Source organism: Cellvibrio sp. ATLC23, from assembly GCF_057196725.1.
On record NZ_JBXUOS010000011.1, the window covers coordinates 69,438 to 90,643 of the forward strand.

Below are 21,206 nucleotides of genomic sequence, written 5' to 3' on the forward strand. Positions count from 1 at the left end.
TCAGGAGCTTTTTTAAACGGAACAAAAAGTGGCGAGATACATTTAAAAGCGGAAATAAAAATGTAGGTAACTCTGTAAAAAATTACCTCCAATAATGATTAGAAAAATAGGCTTGTATTTGAAAAACTGAAATTAAAAAACAAAAAAAGAGAGTCGTTTTCACGACTCTCTTTTCGGTTAAAAAGGCATCAAATAAAAACCGGCAACTAATTGTTTTTAAATGACTTTTACGCCTTAGCGCTAAACAGTAACCCAGATGATTCCACACTCATTTTTTGCGCTAACCGCAAGAAGGTTTCATCGGGAATCTGACGAATAACTTCTTGTGTTGCACGATCCAAAACCTTAACCACCGTCTCGCCAGAATCAGGGTCATAAGAGAAGTTTAAATCGCGTTGCGTAGACTGAATATATTCATTCATTTGCGCAACGGCGGCCTGTACTCGCTCTTCTATCGCCTTGGAATTGACGGGTTCTTGTGGTTGTGGTTTTGCCGCTACAGCGGCAAGCGGCAAATCATTGCCGGTTTTTTGACCTTTTGCACTGCCCGCTTGTGGCGAAGCCGACACGGGTGAAACCTGTGTCGGACTCGCAGTGACTTTAGTGAATTCATTCATACCCAAATCCTCACTAAGAATCCCTCTGCGTATTCCTGATCAACCGGATTACGCAGAGGAATCAGTCATTATCTCAACAGAGACAGTACTTGTTGTGGACGAGCATTTGACTGAGCCAACATCGCCGATGCCGCTTGTTGCAATACTTGTGAACGGCTCAAGTTTGCGGTTTCTGCGGCGAAGTCAGCATCGGTAATACGTGAACGCGCTGATGATGTCTTCTCAGAGATGTTCGCCAGGTTGGAGATGGTGAAGTCCAGACGGTTGTTGATAGCACCCAGATCCGAACGTACATCACTGATGGTAGTCAATGCGTTATCGATTACTTTAATGGCCTTTTGTGCGTTAGCCGCGGTATCGATGCTGATTGAGGAGATAGCCGCACCGAATGAACCGCCTGCACTAACATTAGAGTCAATCAAGCCAGTTTTTGTTGTCGCGCCCGTATCCTTTACATCCACTTGGATGGGGTTGCCGTTGTTGCTTGTCAGCTTAATACCACCACCGACTACGTCGCCATCACCAACATCATTAGCCGCCAGGGTTCCAGATGACAATTGAACTACGTTGGTACCATCAGTTAACGCTGTCTCGGTTGCAGTTGCAGTACCTGCAGCATCTGGACCGAAGGATATCTGAGCCACATTACCTTCAAGTAAAATTCTTGTTCCTGAAACTGTAGCGGTAATGCCTGTCTTATCAGTCTGCGCATTAAATTCAGCAGCAACAGCCGCCAATGAAGCCGGCGCCCCAGTAATAGTGACATCCTGGCCATTTAAACCAAAAGTACCACCTGTCAACGTACCCAAAGCCACAGACCCAAAATCCAGAACGGCAGAGCTGAACGCTGTGGCAGTAACACCGGTTTGATCTGTTACTGAATTGATAGCCTTAAGTTTGTCAGCCAAGCCCGCAGTGGCACTCGAACCTACATCAACGCCATTGATCTTAAGGTCGCCTGAAACTAATGCACCTGCACCTACAGAATAGCCTTCAACAGTACCGGCCTTATCGTTTTCCCGGAAGCCCAAGAAGTCCAGTTGCGCTAATGTTCCAATAGAACCGCGAGTAACGGTAACAGGATCACCATTATCTGCCTTCAATACAATTCGAGCATTTGCAGCGGTAGTAATACCAGTACCCAAGGCTGTTGCAGCATCTGTTACTGTAATTGACGAAACATTTTCTGCAGAAATAGACAACTTACCATCATCACCAATGGTCGCAGAAAATTTACCACCACTCTCTGCATTCATTTTATCGACTAATTCAGCCAGACTACTGGTTCCATTGGTGCCGCCACCAACATCAATCGCAGTGGTGGTTCCATCAAGATTGGCCAGTGTAACGACAACTTTCTCAGCAGAGGTCAGAACACCATCTCCGGCATCGGTAGCGCTAGCTACCGCATAAGTAGATGCTGTTACTCCATTAACATTTTTATTAATGTGATCAAGAAGTGCTTGATCACTATTAATTGCACCGGCACCGGCACCATCAAAAGTATCGGTGCCTTTAATAATTGACTGACCGTTAATCAACACGCTGCCTTCACGCAACACTGCTGTACCGGTAAGAGAGTTGATAGCGGATGCACCGCCCATCAAATCCACACTAGTTGAACCCATACCCAGGGTTTTAGCGTCCATCGCTGGCACTTTCAGTGAGATGGTTTGGTTAGCGCTTGAACCCACTTGTAAATCAATTTTGCCCAACTTGCCATCTAACAGGTTTTGGCCGTTGAAAGAGGTGGTTTTAGCGATACGATCCAATTCTGATACAAGTTGCTTTACCTCAGCATTCAAAGTCTGACGGTCGCTAGCGGTGTAAATACCGTTCGCAGACTGTACCGACAGTTCACGCATACGTTGCAAGATATTGGTGGATTCTGACAGCGCACCTTCTGCTGTTTGAATAAGAGACACGCCGTCGTTGGCGTTACGAATTGCTTGGTCAAGACCACGCACTTGAGAAGTCATGCGGTTTGCAATTGCTAGACCAGCAGCATCATCTTTTGCTGAGTTGATACGCGCACCTGACGACAAGCGCTCAGTTGCGCGGTCAAGCGAATTGCCTGAACTCATCAACTGACGTTGAGCATTCAGAGAGGCGACGTTTGTGTTAATTACTAAAGCCATGATGAATCTCCAGGATTAATGTCTGTTTGCAGTCTGGCTGCTTTAACAAGTCGGTTGATGAAGTCTGAGAACAACGGACTAATCAGCACTTCTAAACAGGTTATCGACACATTCCGGAGTAGCTTTAGAAATTTTTTATTGCAGAACCCAATTATTTGCAGGAGTAAAAGACAAAAAACATGCAAAACAGTTATAAAACAACGCAGCTCGTCAAATTACTGACCGTAGGCATCGATAGCCTTTACCGTGCGATTATTTTGACGCAATTCTGACGCGGCATTTTCCCGGTGAGACTCGGCAAGTGCCGCAAGGGTCTTGTTAATAGTCTGGATCTCCTGAATCACATCAGCCGCCATCGCTTCTAAATCGGCCTGCGCCAACGATTCCAAATACTCTTGGTCATTAAGCGAAAGCAACCCTTGTTGACGCTGCTGAACCAATGTTTCAAAAGACTCCCAATCTCCCGCTTGGGCAAGGGATAACAATGCTTGGGACTGACTGAGTGCGCGGGTAAGTGGATCTAACAGGGAATCAATATCCATAAATACAGCTCTTCATAGTGAGTCAACAGCAGACTAACGCCATATCTCAAGATTAGCAAAAGATAATGAATCAGCCGAAGAGATTTCAAGTCCCCTCGGCATTCAATAGAAAAAGATGCGTGAAAAACTATAAATAACTGAATAGAAACTATAAATAACTAAACAAGGTCAGCTGGCTGACTTTGGCAAAGCTTTGCTGGGAAGCATTTAAAATAAGCGACTGCATCGATAGGCGAATCGTCGCTTCAGCAACATCGAGGCTTTCCAGATTGGACAGCGTGGTCTGGGTAAATAGAATAATATCCAGATTTAATGAGGCCGAACTCTCCAACGTATTCAGGCGTGCGCCCACCTCTCCCTGCACCGCAACCAGATTGGTTACTACATTAGTTAGATTAGTTAGAGTTTTAGCAACCAGCTTACCCAGCTCTTCTTTACTCTCGGGCGTATCGACGACACGTTTCATCGCATCACTAAATCGCGAAAGCGTGGTGAGTAACGCCTGCTTATCGGACGACTCGATAAAAAAACTATCACCAGGCTGAACTAATACACCACGTGTGGATTTACTGCCCTCACCTTGCGTGCCAAATCCCATCACGCCATCTAGAAAGGTATTGCCGCCTTTAATAGTGATAGTGGAATTGTTGTTAGAAATAATACCCTTATCCGTTACCGATAGCCCTAAGCGCGCCAATTGTCCCGCATTAGCCGGGTCGTTAAAGGCAGCGGCCAACTCAGTCTGATTGGTAATATTTTGGTTAAACGTCAACGTTTCGGTTTTTCCATTAACCACTAATTGAAAACTGGCTGGCGCGGTAGAAAAATCGTGTGGAGTGACAGCAGCAGGCGCAACCGGGAAAGGCATGTTCACAGAGCGAGTACCATTAGCGCCCATGATGACCGAGGCGCTGGTGCCGACACCATCACTCAACGTGATATTGAGTCCTTTTGGGTTTGAGAAGCCGGTTGCATCAACAATAACACTGAGTTTTACCAGCTTTGCCGCATTTCCCGTAGGCAGTGAAGGAGGAATTGCAGCACCATTATTTAGCGCAGCAACAAACCCGGCGGTATCGCCAGCCGCAACACCGGCAGGAAAAGTAAATTCCTCGGTTTTTCCAGCAACACTAATACGCAATGTATCGCCCGGGTTAATTGCGGCTGCGGGCGTAGCCACAGCAAAAGGGATACTGCTAGCAATAGCCGACTCACCTGGGTGAGGATTACCTAGAATTTTAAAGCGCGCACCGGCAACCTCAATATCCTCTCCCGCGACATAAGGCTGATTCACTAATAGTTGCTTTCCCGAGGCGCGCTCACTCACCGTAAAGTTCACGTTAGAACCTGACTTGGTAAAGGTCACCACCAAATCATTGGGGTACAGCTTATCGAATTCCTGTTGGTCAAATACTTGGCCTACTGAAATCAGTGCAGGAGGAACAGCTTTGTTACTAGGACTAGCGGACGTGGTAAACGTATTGTGGCCACTGGGGATATCAACAAATAGTTTTTTTCCTGAATCGCTAACCGCCACACTTACCGATGCAGACGCTTGCAAACGCAACTGCCCCTCATCGCCAAGGTAGGAATAATTACCGCCTCCATCACTCACAAAAGGCTTTGTATCACTTTGATAACCAGCAAAAATATACTGACCGGATGCGTTGCGCGTATTCTGCAAATTAACTAATTCTGCAATACGTGTATCTACTTCCGCCGCGAGAGATAAATAGTTCTCTCTGGTCATAACCGCAGTATTACCAGCAGATACCGCAATCGTGCGCATCTTCTGCACCAAATCAACAATCGATTGCAGATTGGTCTCTTCTAAATCCAGACTATTGTCGGCCACATCAACATTTTTTTTGTATTGTTCAGTGCGTGCCAACTCCTGATTTAATTGCAATATCGTCGTTGCCGCAACGGGATCATCTGCCGGTGAAAGCACGCGTTTACCGGTTGATAATTGCTCTTGAGTTTTCGCAAGCGCGGTTTGCGCTTGGCTAATTCCCAAGGTGGCGATATTGTAAATTTGTGAAGTAGCGATACGCATTGTTTACTCCCGCTCTAACGGTATTTTTTGCAAGGCGGCAAAAGTTTGCCCACACCAATACTCATACCGTAGTAATGCACAAAGCACTCCAACTTTTCATAACACCAAATAAATTCATACCTCCGGACAGGCGCCGGAGGCAACAAAAAGGTTTACGGGGCTTATGGGATGAGGCGAATACGCCGTACGCATTAACGAAAATAGCTAAAGAGAATTGAGCAAGGTATCAAACAATTCACGCGCAACCGAAATAACCTGCGCGTTAGCCTGATAGAGCTGTTGAAATTTAATTAAATTAGCCGCTTCTTCATCCAGGTTCACACCAGAGATCTGATCGCGCATGGTTTGACTTTGTTCCAATAAACTTTTACTAGCCTCGGTATTGATTTTTGAAAGGCTACTTTTAGTTCCCACTTCTTCAACCAGCTTTCCATAACCATCACCAAAACTCATGGTGCCACCTTGCATTGTCGATTGGGTTTCCAGTGCGACCATCAACAATGCATTACGGTTATCATTTTTACCATTGGTATTAAAGCCTATAGTGAACGTATCCCCTGCTTTAGGTTGCCCGTTAATAGCGGCCTGATAACCAACAAAAGAAGATTGCGCAAACGTCGCCAAACTACTGTCACCAAAGAGCGGGCTATGAGTAGGCGAGGTTTGCAGACTAATGCCGTCGGCCATGGTGATATCAATCCGGCCACCCACAGTAATTGCGCTTTGCTCCCCACCTCCGGCATCCATACCCATCAAGCGTACATTCGGGTTGCCGTTGCTGTCGTTCACATCAATTGAATTAGTCGCGCCGTTTGATGCTTTTAAACGAATATCAATGTTGACACCGGAAGATGCCACAATACGCAACTCCGGCGCGCCCGTAACAGGATTACTTCCGCTTTGCGCATAAAAACCCAAGGTTTTTAAATTGGAATTTGAATTAATACGATTAGCCAAATAGGTGTTGAAACCGGCCTCATCCAGATTCGGGTCAGGCACATCAAAACCAAATGCGGTATTAGCGGGATTATATTCCAACAAGTTTTCACCATTCACAGATAACTGTAATGGAGGCGCATAGGTGGTGGAATCAAAATTAATATCGGTGATCGTTGCCGTTGTTACGGCATTAGCCGTAACACCAGGCAGCGCACTGATCTGCGCCGCTGTCTGCATCGCAGACGCACCCGATACGGTGGTAATGGTTCGATTGGTGATCGACCCAGTATCTGGATTTTTAAACGTGAAATTTAGTTGCTCTGCTAAATAACCATTTGCTTGCGGCAAGCTTGCAGCCGTCATCGCCAGACCGGAAGGCACAGAGAAAGGGTCGATAGTTTGTACAACGCGCCCTTCTGGTAACCCAACCCGTTCTCCTTTTCCGGTCACCCGTGTCTCGCCCATATCTGTCGTAAAGATATTGTTATTGGCACCGGGAATAAACGTTTGGTCTCGCATCGCTGGGACTAAATCTTTAGGATTAGCCGGATCGCTGTTGTCCAAAACTTCATAGGTTGTTTCAGAGGTAAAGCGAATTAGAATCGGCGGCGATAATGTTTTTGGATTTGCAAACGCCGGCAAGCGATTGCCGTTTTTATCCACCAAGCTTAATACTTCGCCCGCACTGATAAGACCGCTACCTGAATTACTGGAGCTGCCCGCTGTACGTATAGGCGATGCAAATGCAATATCTTCCGGGCGTTTAATTTCCGATTGGATATCGCGCGAGCCATTTTTAGTAGGCTGAATGGTAAAACTATCGCCCCCCTGAAATGAACCGCTTGTTAAATTAACACTGACACCATCGAATGAAATTTTTGCTGGGTAAGCCCCCGACAAAGTACCCTGCTCTACAACGGTTTTATCAGACAGCCGCGTCACCAGATAATTACTGGAACCAGGCACAATTTCAAAACGATAATCACTGGTGGTCAATTTATTAGTGTCATCAATAGTGACGGAGATTACACGATCATAAGGCTGCGCATTAGAACCATGCACTACGCGATTAGCCGCCAGTACCGGGGAGTTGATATCACCAAACATCCGTTGACCGTAATCGCCATCAAGGTCAATACCCTCTTGCTGCTGGGTATTAAACTGATCAGCCATAGTCAGAGCGATGCGCCCCAAGTCATTCATCGATGGTTGTAATACTTCATTGCGAAAATGCAATAATCCCCCAATCTGCCCACCCGATATTTGCGCGGTGACATCAGCATTAGAATTATTGCCTGTTAGCTGAATCTTCCCATCATTAGTAACACTGAACACACTGGCTTTAGCACCAATAACCAAAGGCTGACCATTACCAATAAAAACATTAACATCGCCATCACCTTGATTAACAACTTGCAGCGATACCAATTCAGATAGCTTACGCAAAGTTTCATCGCGTTTATCCAGCAAGTCATTCGGAGCATTACCGCTGCCCGATGCACGCAATTCACCAATCGATTGATTAAGTGATGCAATAGAGCTGGCCAATGAATTCATTTGTGCGGTAACAGTTCTCACCTCACCATTAACCGAACTCTCAATATCGGTTAAACGCTGATGTAAATTATTAAATCGAACACTCAGACTCTCCGCTTCAGTCACAATAAGTTGCCGACCCGGGGTGGAGGCTGGATCGTTCGCGCCATTTTGCATAGAGGCAAAAAATGTTTGTAATGCCCCCGCCAAACCGGTACTGACATCTGCAAATAACTTATCGACCTTGCCAATATTCGTGTTGAATTTATTCAGTTGATTGTACGTTGACGTATCCAAACGCAATTGCGCAGTAGCAAATTCACTTACCACCCGCTCGATAGACGCGGTTGTAACACCCGAACCAATAAAACCTGCACCACCGATATTTTGTTCAGGGCGGGTAACGTAATTAACTTCCTGACGTGAATAGCCTGCGGTATTAGCGTTGGAAATATTGTGCCCCGCCGTGCGCAGTGCATTTTGACTTGCCTGCAGCCCAGAGACAGCGTTAGAGAGGAGACCTGACATAGGATTACTCCACTAATTGACGGCGTGCAGCCGTCGCTAAAGAGAGAATGGATTGCGCCGTAGACTTCACCTCATCAAATGGATTTAACGCATTCAATGATTTAATCGCATCATTATTTAATAGCTGTTTAATTTTTTTGGCGTATTCAGGGTCAGTCGCATAACCGGCGGATTGCAAAGCTTCTGCGTAGGCAGCCGAATCTGCGCCTTTTTGCAGAACCTGCTCGTAACGCGAACTATTTTTCATCAAGCGGACATAATCTGAAAAACTATCAGCATAATCGCTGTATTTGCGGAAATCTGCTTTTTCATTGACGGCAAGTCCATCGCGATACTCAAGCGTACTAACATTAACTTTTTCGCCTTGCCACTGGCTGCCGGTTTTGATATTAAACAGATTAAAACTATTCTCGCCCTGCTTATCATGAATCACATGTTTGCCCCAGCCAGTTTCCAACGCAACCTGAGCAATTAAAACATCGGGGTTAACGTTCAACTCAGCCGCCGCTTTTTCCGCATGAGGTTTTAACAGCATGACAAAATTTTCTTGGGTGCTACTAATGCTGGCCTTTTGGCCTGTACGCTGGCTAGCTGCCACGAACTTATTAGCAAGAACAGGTGGGATTCCGTAGTGCATGGGTGCCTGAACTTTTTTGTCTGATTCAGTTTCAGAAAAAACCGCTTGTAATTGGGAGTTATCGCTCATGCGAATAAAGTCATTGATCCAATCATCCAGAGCGTCTGCACTCGCAGCATTAATCTCACCAGAATTGGATTTTTTATACTCAACAACATGATCCAGCACACCGTTTATATCCTGCGCCGATGACCCTACCGAAGCAGACTCCAGCTTCATACCGGCCCCATGATTCTGTAGCATTTGTTTATAAAAATGATCAGCCAAACCAATTCCGCGGCCACTGGTCAAGTTAAGCACCATTTGTTGGTCAAGCATATCGCGATGAAAACGTGTTGTTTGGCTGTCAAAATAATTACCTTCACCAAACGCTTCATTTGCTTCGCGCATGGTTTTTAACATTTGTTGCACAAACATAGCTTCAAATTTTTTGGCAACTTCTTTTAATGCTTGCGGATCTTTATCGCGCCCCATTGCTTTAATCGAATTCAGCGAATTAGGATCAAGATAAGAATCCTGCACTGCAGACACTTTGGCACTCGCATCAATAGGCAACATTTAAATCACCACCAGCTCAGCTTTAAGAGCGCCTGATTGTTTTAAGGCTTCAAGAATCGCCATTAAATCGCTTGGCGAAGCGCCAACATTGTTAACCGACCGCACTATGTCATCCAGATTCGCGCCTGGAGCGAACTTAAACATAGGGTTAACTTCTTCATCGGCGCGCACATTACTACTCGGGACAACAACGGTTTGCCCACCCGCCAACGCATTGGGCTGGCTAACCGTTAAACTTTCAGCAACCGATACCGTCAGACTGCCATGGGTCACCGCTACAGGTGATACACGTACATTCTTTCCAACCACAATGGTGCCGGTACGCGAATTGATAATGACCTTGGCAACTTCTTCGCCCATAGTCACCTGGAGATTTTCTAACATAGAAATAAAGTCTACTCGCTGCGCTGGATTCGCAGGTGAGCTAACCATAATTGAGACTGCATCAATTGGGCGCGCTACATCTGGGCCCAATAAAGTGTTAATACTTTTTGCCAGTGCATTGGCAGTAGTGAAATCGGCGCGATGCAGATTGAATACAATCGGCTGACCTCCTGCAAAATTATTTTCCACCATACGCTCAACAATTGCGCCACTGGGAATACGCCCAGCACTGGGAATATTGACGGTGATTTTTGAACCGTCATTACCCGACGCACTTAAGCCGCCGACAACCAAATTGCCCTGGGCGATGGCGTAGACCTTGCCATCCAAACCTTTAAGCGGTGTCACCAACAAACTGCCGCCGCGTAAACTTTTTGCATTACTAATAGAGGATACAGTTACGTCAATTGTTTGACCCGGTTTGGCAAATGCAGGTAGCTCTGCTTGAATCATTACCGCAGCAACATTTTTCATTTGCATCCGCGCGCCTTCCGGGACGGTAATGCCAAACTGTTTCAACATGCTGTTGAACGATTGTGTAGTAAATGGTGATTGGGTTGTTTGATCCCCTGTACCATCCAACCCCACCACCAAACCATAACCCACTAATTGGTTGGCGCGCACACCGGCGACACTCGCGATATCTTTAATGCGTTCAGCCTGTGCTGCGGCACTACACAGCAACACAATCGCAACAATAATTACACTAATATTACGCATATAAAGAACCTCGTTAACTCAAATTACAATGGCCACAAATCGCTGTTAAAAAAACGCGACAACCACCCCATGGAAGTGGAGTCAGCCAACGCGCCTGTGCCGCTGTAAGAAATTTTTGCGTTTGCCAACCGGGTAGAAACGATCGTGTTATCCGGCGCAATGTCATCCGGGCGAATCATGCCACTGATACGAATAAATTCATCACCGCGATTTAAAGTGATCCACTTTTCACCGCGCACGATTAAATTTCCGTTCGGCAAAATTTCAGCAACTGTGACAGTGATATTGCCTTGTAAGCTGTTACTTTGATCAGCATCGGCACTGCCATCAAAGGTGCGATCTTGCTCCAGCGTGGTGGTTAACTCTCTACCTTTAAGGGTTGGGTTAGCGCCCAACAATGGACCGGCATTAAAGTTCACTCCACTTTTTTTACCCGTTGCGACGCCGGAAGACTTTCTCGATACAGTACGTTCACTCAATGTTACGGTGATAACGTCGCCGACAAAATGTGCTTTGCGATCATTAAATAAATTTAACCCGTAAGCATCTTGATACAAAGAGCCGTCAGTACGTTGCGGCACGGGCATGCTGGCCGCAATAGTGGGAGCATAAGCAGGATCATCCGGCTCCGGTTTTTTGTTGGTAAAACAACCGCTAAGACTGACGAGCATTAGCCATAATGCAATCAGTTTTAGCCAGCGTGAATTACACATCATTAAAGTAGGCATATTAAATCGCTCGATTAAAGATTCTGGGTAATAAACTGCAACATCTGATCGGCAGTGGATACCACTTTGGAATTCATTTCATAAGCGCGTTGGGTGGTAATCATATTCACCATTTCTTCGACTATATCGACATTGGAATTTTCCAGCATGCCCTGCTTAATAACACCCAAACCATTTTCACCGGGTGTACCCTGCACAGGATTTCCGCTCGCTACGGTCTCTACAAATAAATTGCCACCAATCGCCTGCAAGCCGGAATGGTTAATAAAATCTGCCAGCGTAATATCGCCAAGCTGTTGTGGATCTGGCTGACCGGGTGAATAAGCATTCACCGAACCATCTGTACCAATGGTGATTTTATTTGCGCCTTCGGGAACAATAATCGCGGGCTCTAATAAATAACCATCGGCATTCACTAACTGCCCTTCGCCATTGATTTGCAATTGCCCATTGCGGGTATACGCGATGGTGCCATCGGGTTGCAGCACTTGTAAAAAACCGTGCCCGTCAATTGCGACATCGAGTGACTGCTCAGTCACTTGCAAACTTCCTTGGGTAAATTCTTTTTGCGTTGCAACCACGCGTACACCGGCACCCAATTGCAAACCAGAAGGCAATTGGGTTTCTTGCGTTTGTTGTGCACCCGGCTGACGCTGGTTTTGATACAACAAATCTTCAAAAATGGCGCGGTCACGTTTAAAACCTACCGTGCTGGTATTCGCCAAATTATTGGAAATAGTAGTGAGTTGTCGATCTTGTGCCGACAAGCCGGTTTTACTGACGTAGAGGGAGGCGATCATAATGTGTTCCTCAAATTAGCTATCTATTGCTTTACTACAAGTGCAATGAAATTAATTGTGCTTAGGAGATTTGTAACAGCTGCGCTGAACTCGCTGAATTTTCTTCGGCTGTTTTCATCAGTTTTACTTGCATTTCATATTGGCGCGAAAGACTGAGAATTTGCGTAAATTCATCAATCGGATTGACGTTACTGCTTTCCAACATGCCGCTGCGCAAGGTCACTTCAACCGCGGGTAATGCAGCTAAACCATCACGCTGGCGAAACAAACCGTCATCACCTTTTTCAATCGCTTGCACATCGGGGTTCACTAATTTCAAACGCCCTACTTCCACCATTGCTTCCGGCCCTTGGCCTTGGCCAACAATAGAAATAGTGCCGTCTGCGCCCACTTGCACTTTTTCGTTTTCGGGAATGTTGATCGGCCCACCATCACCTAACACCACCAAGCCATTAGCTGTACGCAGAGTGCCGGCTGCATCTACCGCAAAATTACCGGCGCGGGTATAGGCCTCAGTGCCATCAACAGATTGCACGGCAAAAAAGCCGTCGCCTTGAATTGCGACATCAAGCGGATTATTGGTGGCAATCATTGCGCCCGAGGTGAAATCCGCACGTGGAGATTCCGTCATTGCGTAAGCGCGGGTTGGCTGACCATCGCCGTAATAAACCCCCATGCTGCGTGACTGTTCAAAGTCCGCACGAAAACCAGTGGTATTGACGTTGGCAAGGTTATTGGCGCGATTAGCCTGTGCCAGCATGTTGTGCTTGGCGCCGGTCATGGCGATAAAGAGCGCTTTGTCCACAAGAATGTCTCCAGTCGCTAGCGATAAAGTTTCCGCTAGTTTTTTGGCGGATTTGCCGTTACTGAAGGTTTTGCAAGAGCGATGCCAAGTAAATAGCTCGCGAAAGATAAGCAATAAGGTACTGATATTTATAAGGAATTTTGGTTAGCACGCGATAAAAACAGGATAAGTAAAAGCAGATAAATAAAGAAGCGGCAAACTGCTTCCGCTGTTTGCCGCTCGATTCTATGGATGCTGGTGGGTATCGCTGTGCGCCACCCACCTGACTTATTAACGAAGGTTCAAAATTGTCTGAGTCGTTGCATTGGCTGTTTCGATGGTTTTTGCGTTCGCTTGATAATTCCGCTGGGCAATAATCAGGTTCACCAACTGCTCGGATAGATCCACGTTGGACTCTTCAACCGCACCAGCGGTGATATTGCCTAACTGGGATGAACCTGGCGCGCCTACAATCGCCTCACCTGATTCAAAGGTTTGCGCCCACATAGTGTCGCCAGTTGGCTTCAAGCCATCCACGCTGGCAAAGTTTGCCAGTGCAACCTGCCCTAACACTTGCGCCTCTCCATTCGTAAAACGCGCAAACACAATACCGGTATTGCTGATGTCCAAACCTGCTAAACGACCTGTTGTATAACCATTTTGATCCAACTGCTCTACTGAAAACACACTACCAAACTGAGTACTACCAGTAAGATCGATCATGAAGTTGGAGCTAGCAGGCGGCTCTGCCACTGGAATAGTTCCCCCCTGCAACACATTCAGCGGGCCCAGTGCACCTAAAGGAGTTCCATCCTTACCCAGCGGCGTCCAGTTAGAAATAAGGATGGCATCAGTCATTGATGAGTTAATGGTTCCCTCGGGAGTGAAATGCACATCAAACGAGGCCATAGTGGGCAAAGTATTGTCTGGTGACGGTAAAGTAGGATCAGGATCACCCACATTTTGCCCATCGATCTGTACATACATTTTCCAATGATTGGCGGAGGTAGTTGGATCGGCCGGATCGTATGCTTGTTTTACAAAATACTGACGCATTGAATGAACATTACCCAAGCTGTCATATATCGGGGTGGTAGTGGCGTGATTAAAAGTTTTTTGATCGTTAGGATTGAATGCATTAATTGGCACTGGTGTAAAAAAAGTCGGGTCGCCAATCGCACCAAATAAAATGCCGCCGCTCACGGGAGTTGTGGGTTGGCTGCTTGTAATTGAGTAACCCTCTTGCATGGTTACAGTAATTTCACCACCCACGTTAATCGCACTACCCACCAATGCAGGAGTTGTAATTGTATCGATTTCTTGCAGCACCCCTTGGTTACCAATAATGCCCACCACATCGCCTGCGCTACCAAATGAAAACTCCAAATCACGTCCAGTGGCAGACACCACTTCAAGGTCACCGGTAAGTTCATTAACACTGGCAGTAATTCCAAACAATGTAGACTTGCTCAGCTTATTAATTTCCTTGGCAAGCTCCGTCATATCGACTGCAGTCGATGAAGTTAGCACCACACCATTTAAGGTAAACGTACCCGTATTATTATCAAAGGGCTTCGCAGCAACTGCTGGTGGACCAGGGTTAGCAGGTACCTCGCGTAACACAGTGGCAGTAGTGCGCGCCGTAGCACTGATACCAGCAAGTGAATTTAACTCAGATGCAGTTTGATCTGCACCAGCACCATATTTACTGATATAAGTAACCGGCGCAGCTTTATTAGGTCCCTGAATAACCAGAGTATGTGACGCGTAATCATTGGTTACCTTAGGTTGGCCAACGGTAATATCCGCAGGTGTTATCGCATCTATTGCGGTAGTTAAACCATTACTACCGCTTACGGTTGAAATATCTAACTGAGAAGCAACACCGGTCGCCAGATCACGCACCTTTAAACGGCCATCAGTATCTACATAAGCCTGAACATTCAGTGGCACAGCCTTGCTAAAGTTTTTATTATTAATTTCGTTAGCAATAGAGGTTAAATTATTATAAGTGCCCGGAGTGATGGTGATATCTACAGTCTGAGGCGTAGGATTTCCCGGTACAGTACGTGACAATTGCAGCACTGTAGCCGCTACCGCTGGAGGGCCAACAGAGGGTGTAGCAACTACTATAGGGGAACCCGCAGATGCAGTTGCCGTGGCCACATCAACTCTAGATGTTATTGGTACCTTTAACCCCAATTGCGCATTACTAATACCAGTGCCGTTGGTTGCAAAACGCTGACCCGTTGTCTCTAACACCAATTCATTAGAATTAACATTGTACGACGCAGCGACCGCCGTCGTTTGGCGTGGCTCTTGTGAACTTACATCCACCCGCAAATCACTCAAAATACCACTGACATTACCTTCGCTATCAGCTGAAAAGCCCTGCAACAAAGCACCAGTACCATTCACTATATAACCATTTTTATCCAGACCAAAAGTACCCGCACGGGTATATAAACGCTCTCCATTTTTTTCTACTACAAAAAAACCTTCGCCATTAACCGACAAGTCCAATTCATTTTGCGTAAATTTTAAATTCCCTTGGGTAAATTGCTGGCGAATATTTTGAATATTGACGCCACTTCCTGGAGTGTTCGAGCCGCCTCCCAACAGGGTACTGGTATACACATCGCCAAATTCAGCGCGCGACGATTTAAATCCGACTGTACTCGCATTGGCAATATTATTACCGGTTACTTGCAGATCGGTATTAGCTGCACGAATCCCGCTTAACGCTGTATTGAAAGACATATTACACCTCGACCATAACGATTAATGGCTAGAATTTTTTAATTACACCGACACTAATTAATTAAACTGTTTTACATTTTTTGCATCTACTGCACCAACACCTGCCAGATTCAAAATAAGCGCGCCATTTTCACCAATTGTCACGCTATTGACATTTGCACTCAGCGACGTATCAAGCGCTTCTGTTTTTCCATCCTGCATTGCAGTCACCGCAAAACGATACTTACCCGCAGCTGCCGCATCATCTCCCGCCTCCCAATCCAGCAATTCGCCATTCACTTCAATGTTCTGTCCGTCCCAACGAAAAACCGTTTCACCACTGGGCACCTTACCTACAGGAATAGTTTGTATTAATGCACCATTATCGTCATAAATACTGATTTTCATATCGCTGGTCGGGTAATTAAGATCAACACTGCCCGCAACTATTCCACCCGTAACCAACATACTGGTATCAGATTTAACCGTTACACTGCGTCCAACCAATGAAGAAGCTTGCAATGCATTGTTCGACATAAAACTATTAAAACTGGTATTTAAACGCTCCAGACCTTCCACAGAGCTAAACTGCGCCAGCTGTGCAACAAACTCACTGTTGTCTTGCGGGCTCAATGGATTTTGATTATTCATTTGCGTAATCATCAGCTCAAGAAATGCCGCTTGACCAAGCTCATTTGTATTTTTTTTCGTTTCTGTTTTTTTGGTAATGCTCAGGTTGTCAGTAACGCTGGAGGTATTACCGGTGCCACTTACAGTTGACATAACATTTCTCCCTCACCAATTACTGACCAAGAGTCAGCACGCGCTGAACCATTTGTTTAGCTGAATTCATTACTTCTACATTCATTTGAAATGAACGTGATGCCGCGATCATATTCGCCATTTCTTCAACCGGATTTACATTGGGGTAATAAACATAACCCTCATCATCCGCCTTTGGATGAGTTGGTTCATAACGGCGTTGAAGTGGCGCATCACTTTCAACAATACCTAATACTTTTACGCCGGCAGCAGCATCCAATTCGTTATTGCTGTACTCGCCTTCAACCGCTGCCTCACGCATAGCATTTTGATGCATAGCTGCAAACACTGGCTGACGGCTACGATACACTTCATTCACACTGGAGCTGGCCGATTGTGCGTTAGCCAGGTTGCTAGCAGTTGTATTTAGACGCAAACTTTGTGCGTTCATTCCTGTGCCAGCGATATCAAAAATATTTCCAAGTGCCATGATTAGATACCTACAAAAAACGATTGGAAGAAAACCCTACCAAAATACTTATCAGCTTTAGTCGCCACGAATAGCGGTTCGCAATCCAGTAAATTTACTGTTTAAAAACTGAAAACTTGCCTGGAATGCCAGCGCATTTTTCATGTATTCCGCATGTTCAATTTGGTCTTCTACAGTGTTGCCATCTATTGATGGCTGCTGCGGTGTGCGATACAACACATCACCGTTATCCATAGTGAAACCGCCACCATCAATGTGGCGGTTTTGGGTTGTCGCCAAATCAAAACCATTCGCTGCTTGCATTTTTTGATTCAATGCCTGTTTGAAATCCAAATCTTTCGCTTTGAAATTCGGGGTGTCGATGTTGGCGAGGTTATTAGCCAACACACTTGCACGCTCGGAGCGAAAGTGCAGCGCCGATTCATGAATACCGAGTGCTTTATCAAAAGAAATGGACATATTAAATTCGCCTTCAGTGATGACAGGTGGCAACCAATGTGGCTGTGACCTTTCGTTATCTACAACAAAGCAACGGTTGTGCCAACACCAAAAAAATGCCGTAACTAACTGATTTAAATAAATAAAAAAACAATGAAAGGTGAGCTCTATAAAAGCGGCAAGGGGGAAGCGGCAAAGATCTTCCGCTTGTACAAATCGCAACAGTTAAGCGGAAAGCAATAGCTGGACTCCCGCATGCGGGAGTGACGATAGATAAATAGAAGAAATATCAACTATTAAGGACAGAGCAGCATTTGGTGGGGATCACCCCCTTTTTTGAGGGGGGGGGGGATTAAAAGTCTGAGCGAGTAGGTTTAAATTGCCTTGTAGAGAATCCCTGGATCACAGCGCACCATCTCAAACAAATCACCAGCACCTGCCAAACCTTCAGATGAGCCGAGAAAAAGAATACCTTGAGGTTTCAATGAGGCGTGAATTTTTTGCAGAATCTGCCGTTTTAACTCGGCATTGAAATAAATCAACACATTGCGGCAAAAAACAATATCAAACTTGCCTAAGGCAGCATAGGAGTCCATTAAGTTAAGGGAACGAAAATCGATGCGCTCTTTAACAATACTTTTTACTCGCCAGACTGTGGGTGTAGGGTTATCAAAGTAACGCTCCAATCGCTCATCCGATAAACCTCGTAATACCGATAACTTGTCATACTCGCCGCGCTTGGCTTGCTCCAATACAGTCGATGATAAATCGGTCGCAACAATCTGGACTTGCCGCGCCAAATTACCCATTGCCTGCCGTTTATACTCCTCTACCATCATGCTAATCGAATAAGGCTCCTGCCCGGATGAGCAAGCCGCTGACCAAATACGAACTGGGCCAAACATGCGGTTATTTCCCGCCATTAATTGTGACAGCAGAGTATTTTTGAGGTGTTCGTAAGGATAGTTATCGCGAAACCAAAAGGTCTCATTCGTGGTCATGGAGTCCACAACCTGATCTTTTAGTTTGCGATTAGCCCCCTGCTTCAGCACTCGAACCAGCTCGCCAAAGGAGGAAATATTGTTTTCTTCCAATATGCGGCGAATACGGTTAGTGACTAAATACTGTTTATTATCACCCAGCGAAATACCGCAGGCATCTTCAAGAAATTGGCGGAATTGATCAAACTCGGCTTGGTCAATACTATCCCGACCGACCGGTTTGGCAAAAGGCGATTCTTTATTAATCATAGGTTCCCAATATAAAACAATTGCCGCTCTTTAGATCGCAGCAGCAATACAACGTCAGGCTTCATCCGGAGGCAACAAGCTCTCGCCCGTAATAGACAACACACGATCATTCACACGCTTGGCAAGCTCATCGGGATGGAATTTCGCAAGGAAATCGTCCGCCCCCACTTTCCTGACCATAGCCTCATTAAATACACCACTAAGGGATGTATGAAGGACGATATGCAGGTTTTTTAAATCAGGGTGATTGCGCACCTCAGCAGTGAAGGTATACCCATCCATTTCAGGCATTTCGATATCGCAAATAATCATGATCAATTCGGAGTAAGGGTTTTTACCCTCTTTAAGTAAATCATTTAAATATCTGAACCCTTCTGCTCCATCTTTTTTAATCGTGGTTTTTATCCCCATTCCTTCTACCACCCGCTGAATTTGTTTGCGCGCAATAGTAGAGTCATCAATGATCAATATATGTTTTTGGATTACGCGGTCAGCAATGCCATCCTCAATCACTCCGGCGGTCACCTCTTCACGTGCAGGCGACACTTCAGCAAGAATCTTCTCAACATCAATAATCTCAACCAGCTGCCCGTCAACCTGAGTAACTGCAGTGAGATAATGCTCCCGACCGGCTCCTTTAGGCGGCGGATGTATGTCACCCCAATTCATATTGACGATACGCTCAACTGAGCGCACTAAAAACCCCTGAGCCGTACGATTGTATTCTGTGATGATTACAAAGCAGCTTTCGATATCCGGTAGCTCACGACGCCCAATAGCGAGATTCATATCCATAATCGGCAATGTGCCACCTCGGATATGCGCAACCCCACGTACAACCGAACTGCGCCCTGGAATTGCATTTAGCTGCGGGCATTGCAGTACCTCTTTTACTTTAAAGACGTTGATGCCATACAACTGTTGACCGCCAAGCCGAAACAATAGGAGCTCCAGACGGTTTTGCCCAACCAGCTGTGTACGCTGATTGACACTATCCATTACACCAGCCATGCAATTACCTCATTGATTCTCAAAATTCTGGCCTAGTTCATCAGCAAATCCGCCTCCGACATGCGGCACAGTATTTGCTTTGATACTTAGTAAATCAGCTTAGCGGCAAAAAAGTGTCAGACTTTAGTCATTCGTCAACCAAACTGACACTCAGTTCTTACCCTTGAGGATAGGACAAAATATGGAACTTCCTAGTATTTATAAAACTTTCTTGAGGAATATTTTGCGCCACATGCAAAGCGAAAGGTCTATGAATAAAAAGCAGCCATTGCGAATCCCGCTCACAATCTCACTTAAGTCGGGGGTGTTTTTTTTGCTATGTGCCCTCGCACCATTCACCTCAGCTAAAGTTTATCCTTTAAATGATCTAAAACAGGATATCGCCAATTTTTTGGCTGCAGAATACAAAAAAACACCTCACGAGCGAATAGAGATCAATGTCAGCAATTTAGATAGCAGACTCAGGCTTGCTCACTGTGCTAACCCCATCGAGTTCATCAATCAAGATCAAACCGGCCTGGGCGGCAATATTAGCGTCAAAGCACACTGTGATGCAGGCAAAGCATGGTCTATTCACATTCCCGCACAAGTAACGATTTACCGTGAAATTACCATTGCAGGGCGCGATATAATGCGCGGCGAAGTTATCAACAACGCACATCTCACATCCAGTCTGGTCAATGTCAGCAATATTCGGCAAGCGTTTTTACCCGATGCAAAGCTAGTTATAGGCAAAGAAGCCAAACGCAATATAGGCAAGGGAGAACCTTTTAGAACAACTCTTCTGGATGCTCCAACTGCCGTTAAGCGCGGAGAACTAGTAAGGCTGGAATCACTCGCAGGTAGCATTAAAGTCAGCAGCTCAGGTACAGCCATGGCCAATGGCCGTGTTGGTCAGAAAATTCGGGTGCGTAATATCTCATCAGAACGAATTGTCAGCGGGATTGTGATTAATCAAGGGCTAGTACAAACCCTTTGAGTTGTGAAAGTTTTTAAATTTTTACTAAAGTTACGCGGCGGCTAGCCGATACACCTGCTAAGGACTCTCAAAATACGCTGAATCGCCAATGAGGCATACAAATGCACAAATGAGAGCCACCACTGTCACGACATAGCAACCGCGACATTTTTATAGTTAATCGCCTCTGGAGCCAATAACTCCAAGGTAAACAGGGGAATAAAATGAACTTTAATACCAACAACACTCTGGATACTGCTGGCACTAAAAGCGCCCGCAGCAAGCCTGCCACGCCAAACGCGCTCGAGACAAAAGCTCCAGCAGCCGATGCCGCACCGATAAGTAAAGGCGCCAGCGATCAGGTGGTATTGAGCCAAGAGGCTCAAACACTGGGGCGCTTACAAGCCAAAATTAACAACTCCCCTGACGTCGATCTCGAGAAGGTGGCTGAAATCAGACGCGCAATAGCAGAAGGCCGCTTTGAAATTAACCCTGATCGCATCGCAGAAAATATGCTTAATCAGAACGATCTACTTGGATAGAAGCTAAATTAAGAATTAAAACCCTCTTCCCCGGAGCTTTTTAATTCGC

Annotated in this window: 18 protein-coding genes; 2 read left to right on the forward strand and 16 right to left on the reverse strand. The window is 45.8% G+C overall.

Annotation, left to right across the window (positions count from 1 at the left end; all coding sequences use genetic code 11):
* Positions 1-227: 227 nt before the first annotated feature.
* The 16 genes from AC2CG4_RS16260 to AC2CG4_RS16335 form a co-directional block, all read right to left on the reverse strand.
* Complete coding sequence (locus tag AC2CG4_RS16260) at positions 228-617, reverse strand: flagellar protein FlaG (RefSeq protein WP_484487270.1); 390 nt, start codon at positions 615-617, stop codon at positions 228-230.
* Positions 618-685: 68 nt separating this feature from the next.
* Complete coding sequence (locus tag AC2CG4_RS16265; RefSeq protein WP_484487271.1) at positions 686-2,755, reverse strand: flagellin N-terminal helical domain-containing protein; 2,070 nt, start codon at positions 2,753-2,755, stop codon at positions 686-688.
* Between the two features lie 215 nt (positions 2,756-2,970).
* Positions 2,971-3,297, reverse strand: a complete 327-nt coding sequence (locus tag AC2CG4_RS16270; RefSeq protein ID WP_484487272.1) for a flagellar protein FliT — start codon at positions 3,295-3,297, stop codon at positions 2,971-2,973.
* Positions 3,298-3,445: 148 nt separating this feature from the next.
* Positions 3,446-5,353: a flagellar hook-associated protein FlgL gene (gene flgL / locus AC2CG4_RS16275; protein WP_484487273.1), complete on the reverse strand. Its 1,908-nt coding sequence runs from the start codon at positions 5,351-5,353 to the stop codon at positions 3,446-3,448.
* A 204-nt stretch (positions 5,354-5,557) separates the two neighbouring features.
* The gene (gene flgK, locus AC2CG4_RS16280; RefSeq protein WP_484487274.1) at positions 5,558-8,356 is read right to left on the reverse strand and encodes a flagellar hook-associated protein FlgK; all 2,799 of its coding nucleotides are present in this window, start codon (positions 8,354-8,356) and stop codon (positions 5,558-5,560) included.
* Positions 8,357-8,360: 4 nt separating this feature from the next.
* Entirely contained in the window at positions 8,361-9,551 is a 1,191-nt protein-coding gene (gene flgJ, locus AC2CG4_RS16285) for a flagellar assembly peptidoglycan hydrolase FlgJ (protein WP_484487275.1), read from the reverse strand.
* Positions 9,552-10,655, reverse strand: coding sequence for a flagellar basal body P-ring protein FlgI (locus tag AC2CG4_RS16290; protein ID WP_484487276.1), 1,104 nt, complete (start codon positions 10,653-10,655; stop codon positions 9,552-9,554).
* A 23-nt stretch (positions 10,656-10,678) separates the two neighbouring features.
* The gene (gene flgH / locus AC2CG4_RS16295; RefSeq protein ID WP_484487361.1) at positions 10,679-11,371 is read right to left on the reverse strand and encodes a flagellar basal body L-ring protein FlgH; all 693 of its coding nucleotides are present in this window, start codon (positions 11,369-11,371) and stop codon (positions 10,679-10,681) included.
* A 26-nt stretch (positions 11,372-11,397) separates the two neighbouring features.
* Positions 11,398-12,183, reverse strand: a complete 786-nt coding sequence (gene flgG, locus AC2CG4_RS16300; RefSeq protein WP_484487277.1) for a flagellar basal-body rod protein FlgG — start codon at positions 12,181-12,183, stop codon at positions 11,398-11,400.
* Positions 12,184-12,244: 61 nt separating this feature from the next.
* Complete coding sequence (gene flgF / locus AC2CG4_RS16305; RefSeq protein WP_484487278.1) at positions 12,245-12,988, reverse strand: flagellar basal-body rod protein FlgF; 744 nt, start codon at positions 12,986-12,988, stop codon at positions 12,245-12,247.
* 270 nt (positions 12,989-13,258) lie between these two features.
* On the reverse strand, positions 13,259-15,727 hold the full coding sequence (locus tag AC2CG4_RS16310) for a flagellar hook-basal body complex protein (RefSeq protein ID WP_484487279.1): 2,469 nt from the start codon (positions 15,725-15,727) through the stop codon (positions 13,259-13,261).
* Positions 15,728-15,784: 57 nt separating this feature from the next.
* Positions 15,785-16,489 (reverse strand): flagellar hook assembly protein FlgD, encoded by a 705-nt coding sequence (locus AC2CG4_RS16315; protein WP_484487280.1) that lies wholly within the window; start codon positions 16,487-16,489, stop codon positions 15,785-15,787.
* A 19-nt stretch (positions 16,490-16,508) separates the two neighbouring features.
* A complete protein-coding gene (flgC, locus tag AC2CG4_RS16320) occupies positions 16,509-16,958 on the reverse strand; it encodes a flagellar basal body rod protein FlgC (RefSeq protein WP_484487281.1) in 450 nt (149 codons plus the stop codon).
* Positions 16,959-17,015: 57 nt separating this feature from the next.
* Complete coding sequence (flgB, locus tag AC2CG4_RS16325) at positions 17,016-17,417, reverse strand: flagellar basal body rod protein FlgB (RefSeq protein WP_484487282.1); 402 nt, start codon at positions 17,415-17,417, stop codon at positions 17,016-17,018.
* Between the two features lie 353 nt (positions 17,418-17,770).
* Positions 17,771-18,646, reverse strand: a complete 876-nt coding sequence (locus AC2CG4_RS16330) for a CheR family methyltransferase (protein ID WP_484487283.1) — start codon at positions 18,644-18,646, stop codon at positions 17,771-17,773.
* 54 nt (positions 18,647-18,700) lie between these two features.
* Positions 18,701-19,657, reverse strand: coding sequence for a chemotaxis protein CheV (locus AC2CG4_RS16335; protein WP_484487284.1), 957 nt, complete (start codon positions 19,655-19,657; stop codon positions 18,701-18,703).
* A gap of 163 nt (positions 19,658-19,820) precedes the next feature.
* Here AC2CG4_RS16335 and flgA point away from each other — a divergent pair, with 163 nt between their 5' ends.
* The gene (gene flgA, locus AC2CG4_RS16340; RefSeq protein ID WP_484487285.1) at positions 19,821-20,636 is read left to right on the forward strand and encodes a flagellar basal body P-ring formation chaperone FlgA; all 816 of its coding nucleotides are present in this window, start codon (positions 19,821-19,823) and stop codon (positions 20,634-20,636) included.
* Positions 20,637-20,839: 203 nt separating this feature from the next.
* Positions 20,840-21,157, forward strand: coding sequence for a flagellar biosynthesis anti-sigma factor FlgM (gene flgM / locus AC2CG4_RS16345; protein ID WP_484487286.1), 318 nt, complete (start codon positions 20,840-20,842; stop codon positions 21,155-21,157).
* Positions 21,158-21,206: the final 49 nt, after the last annotated feature.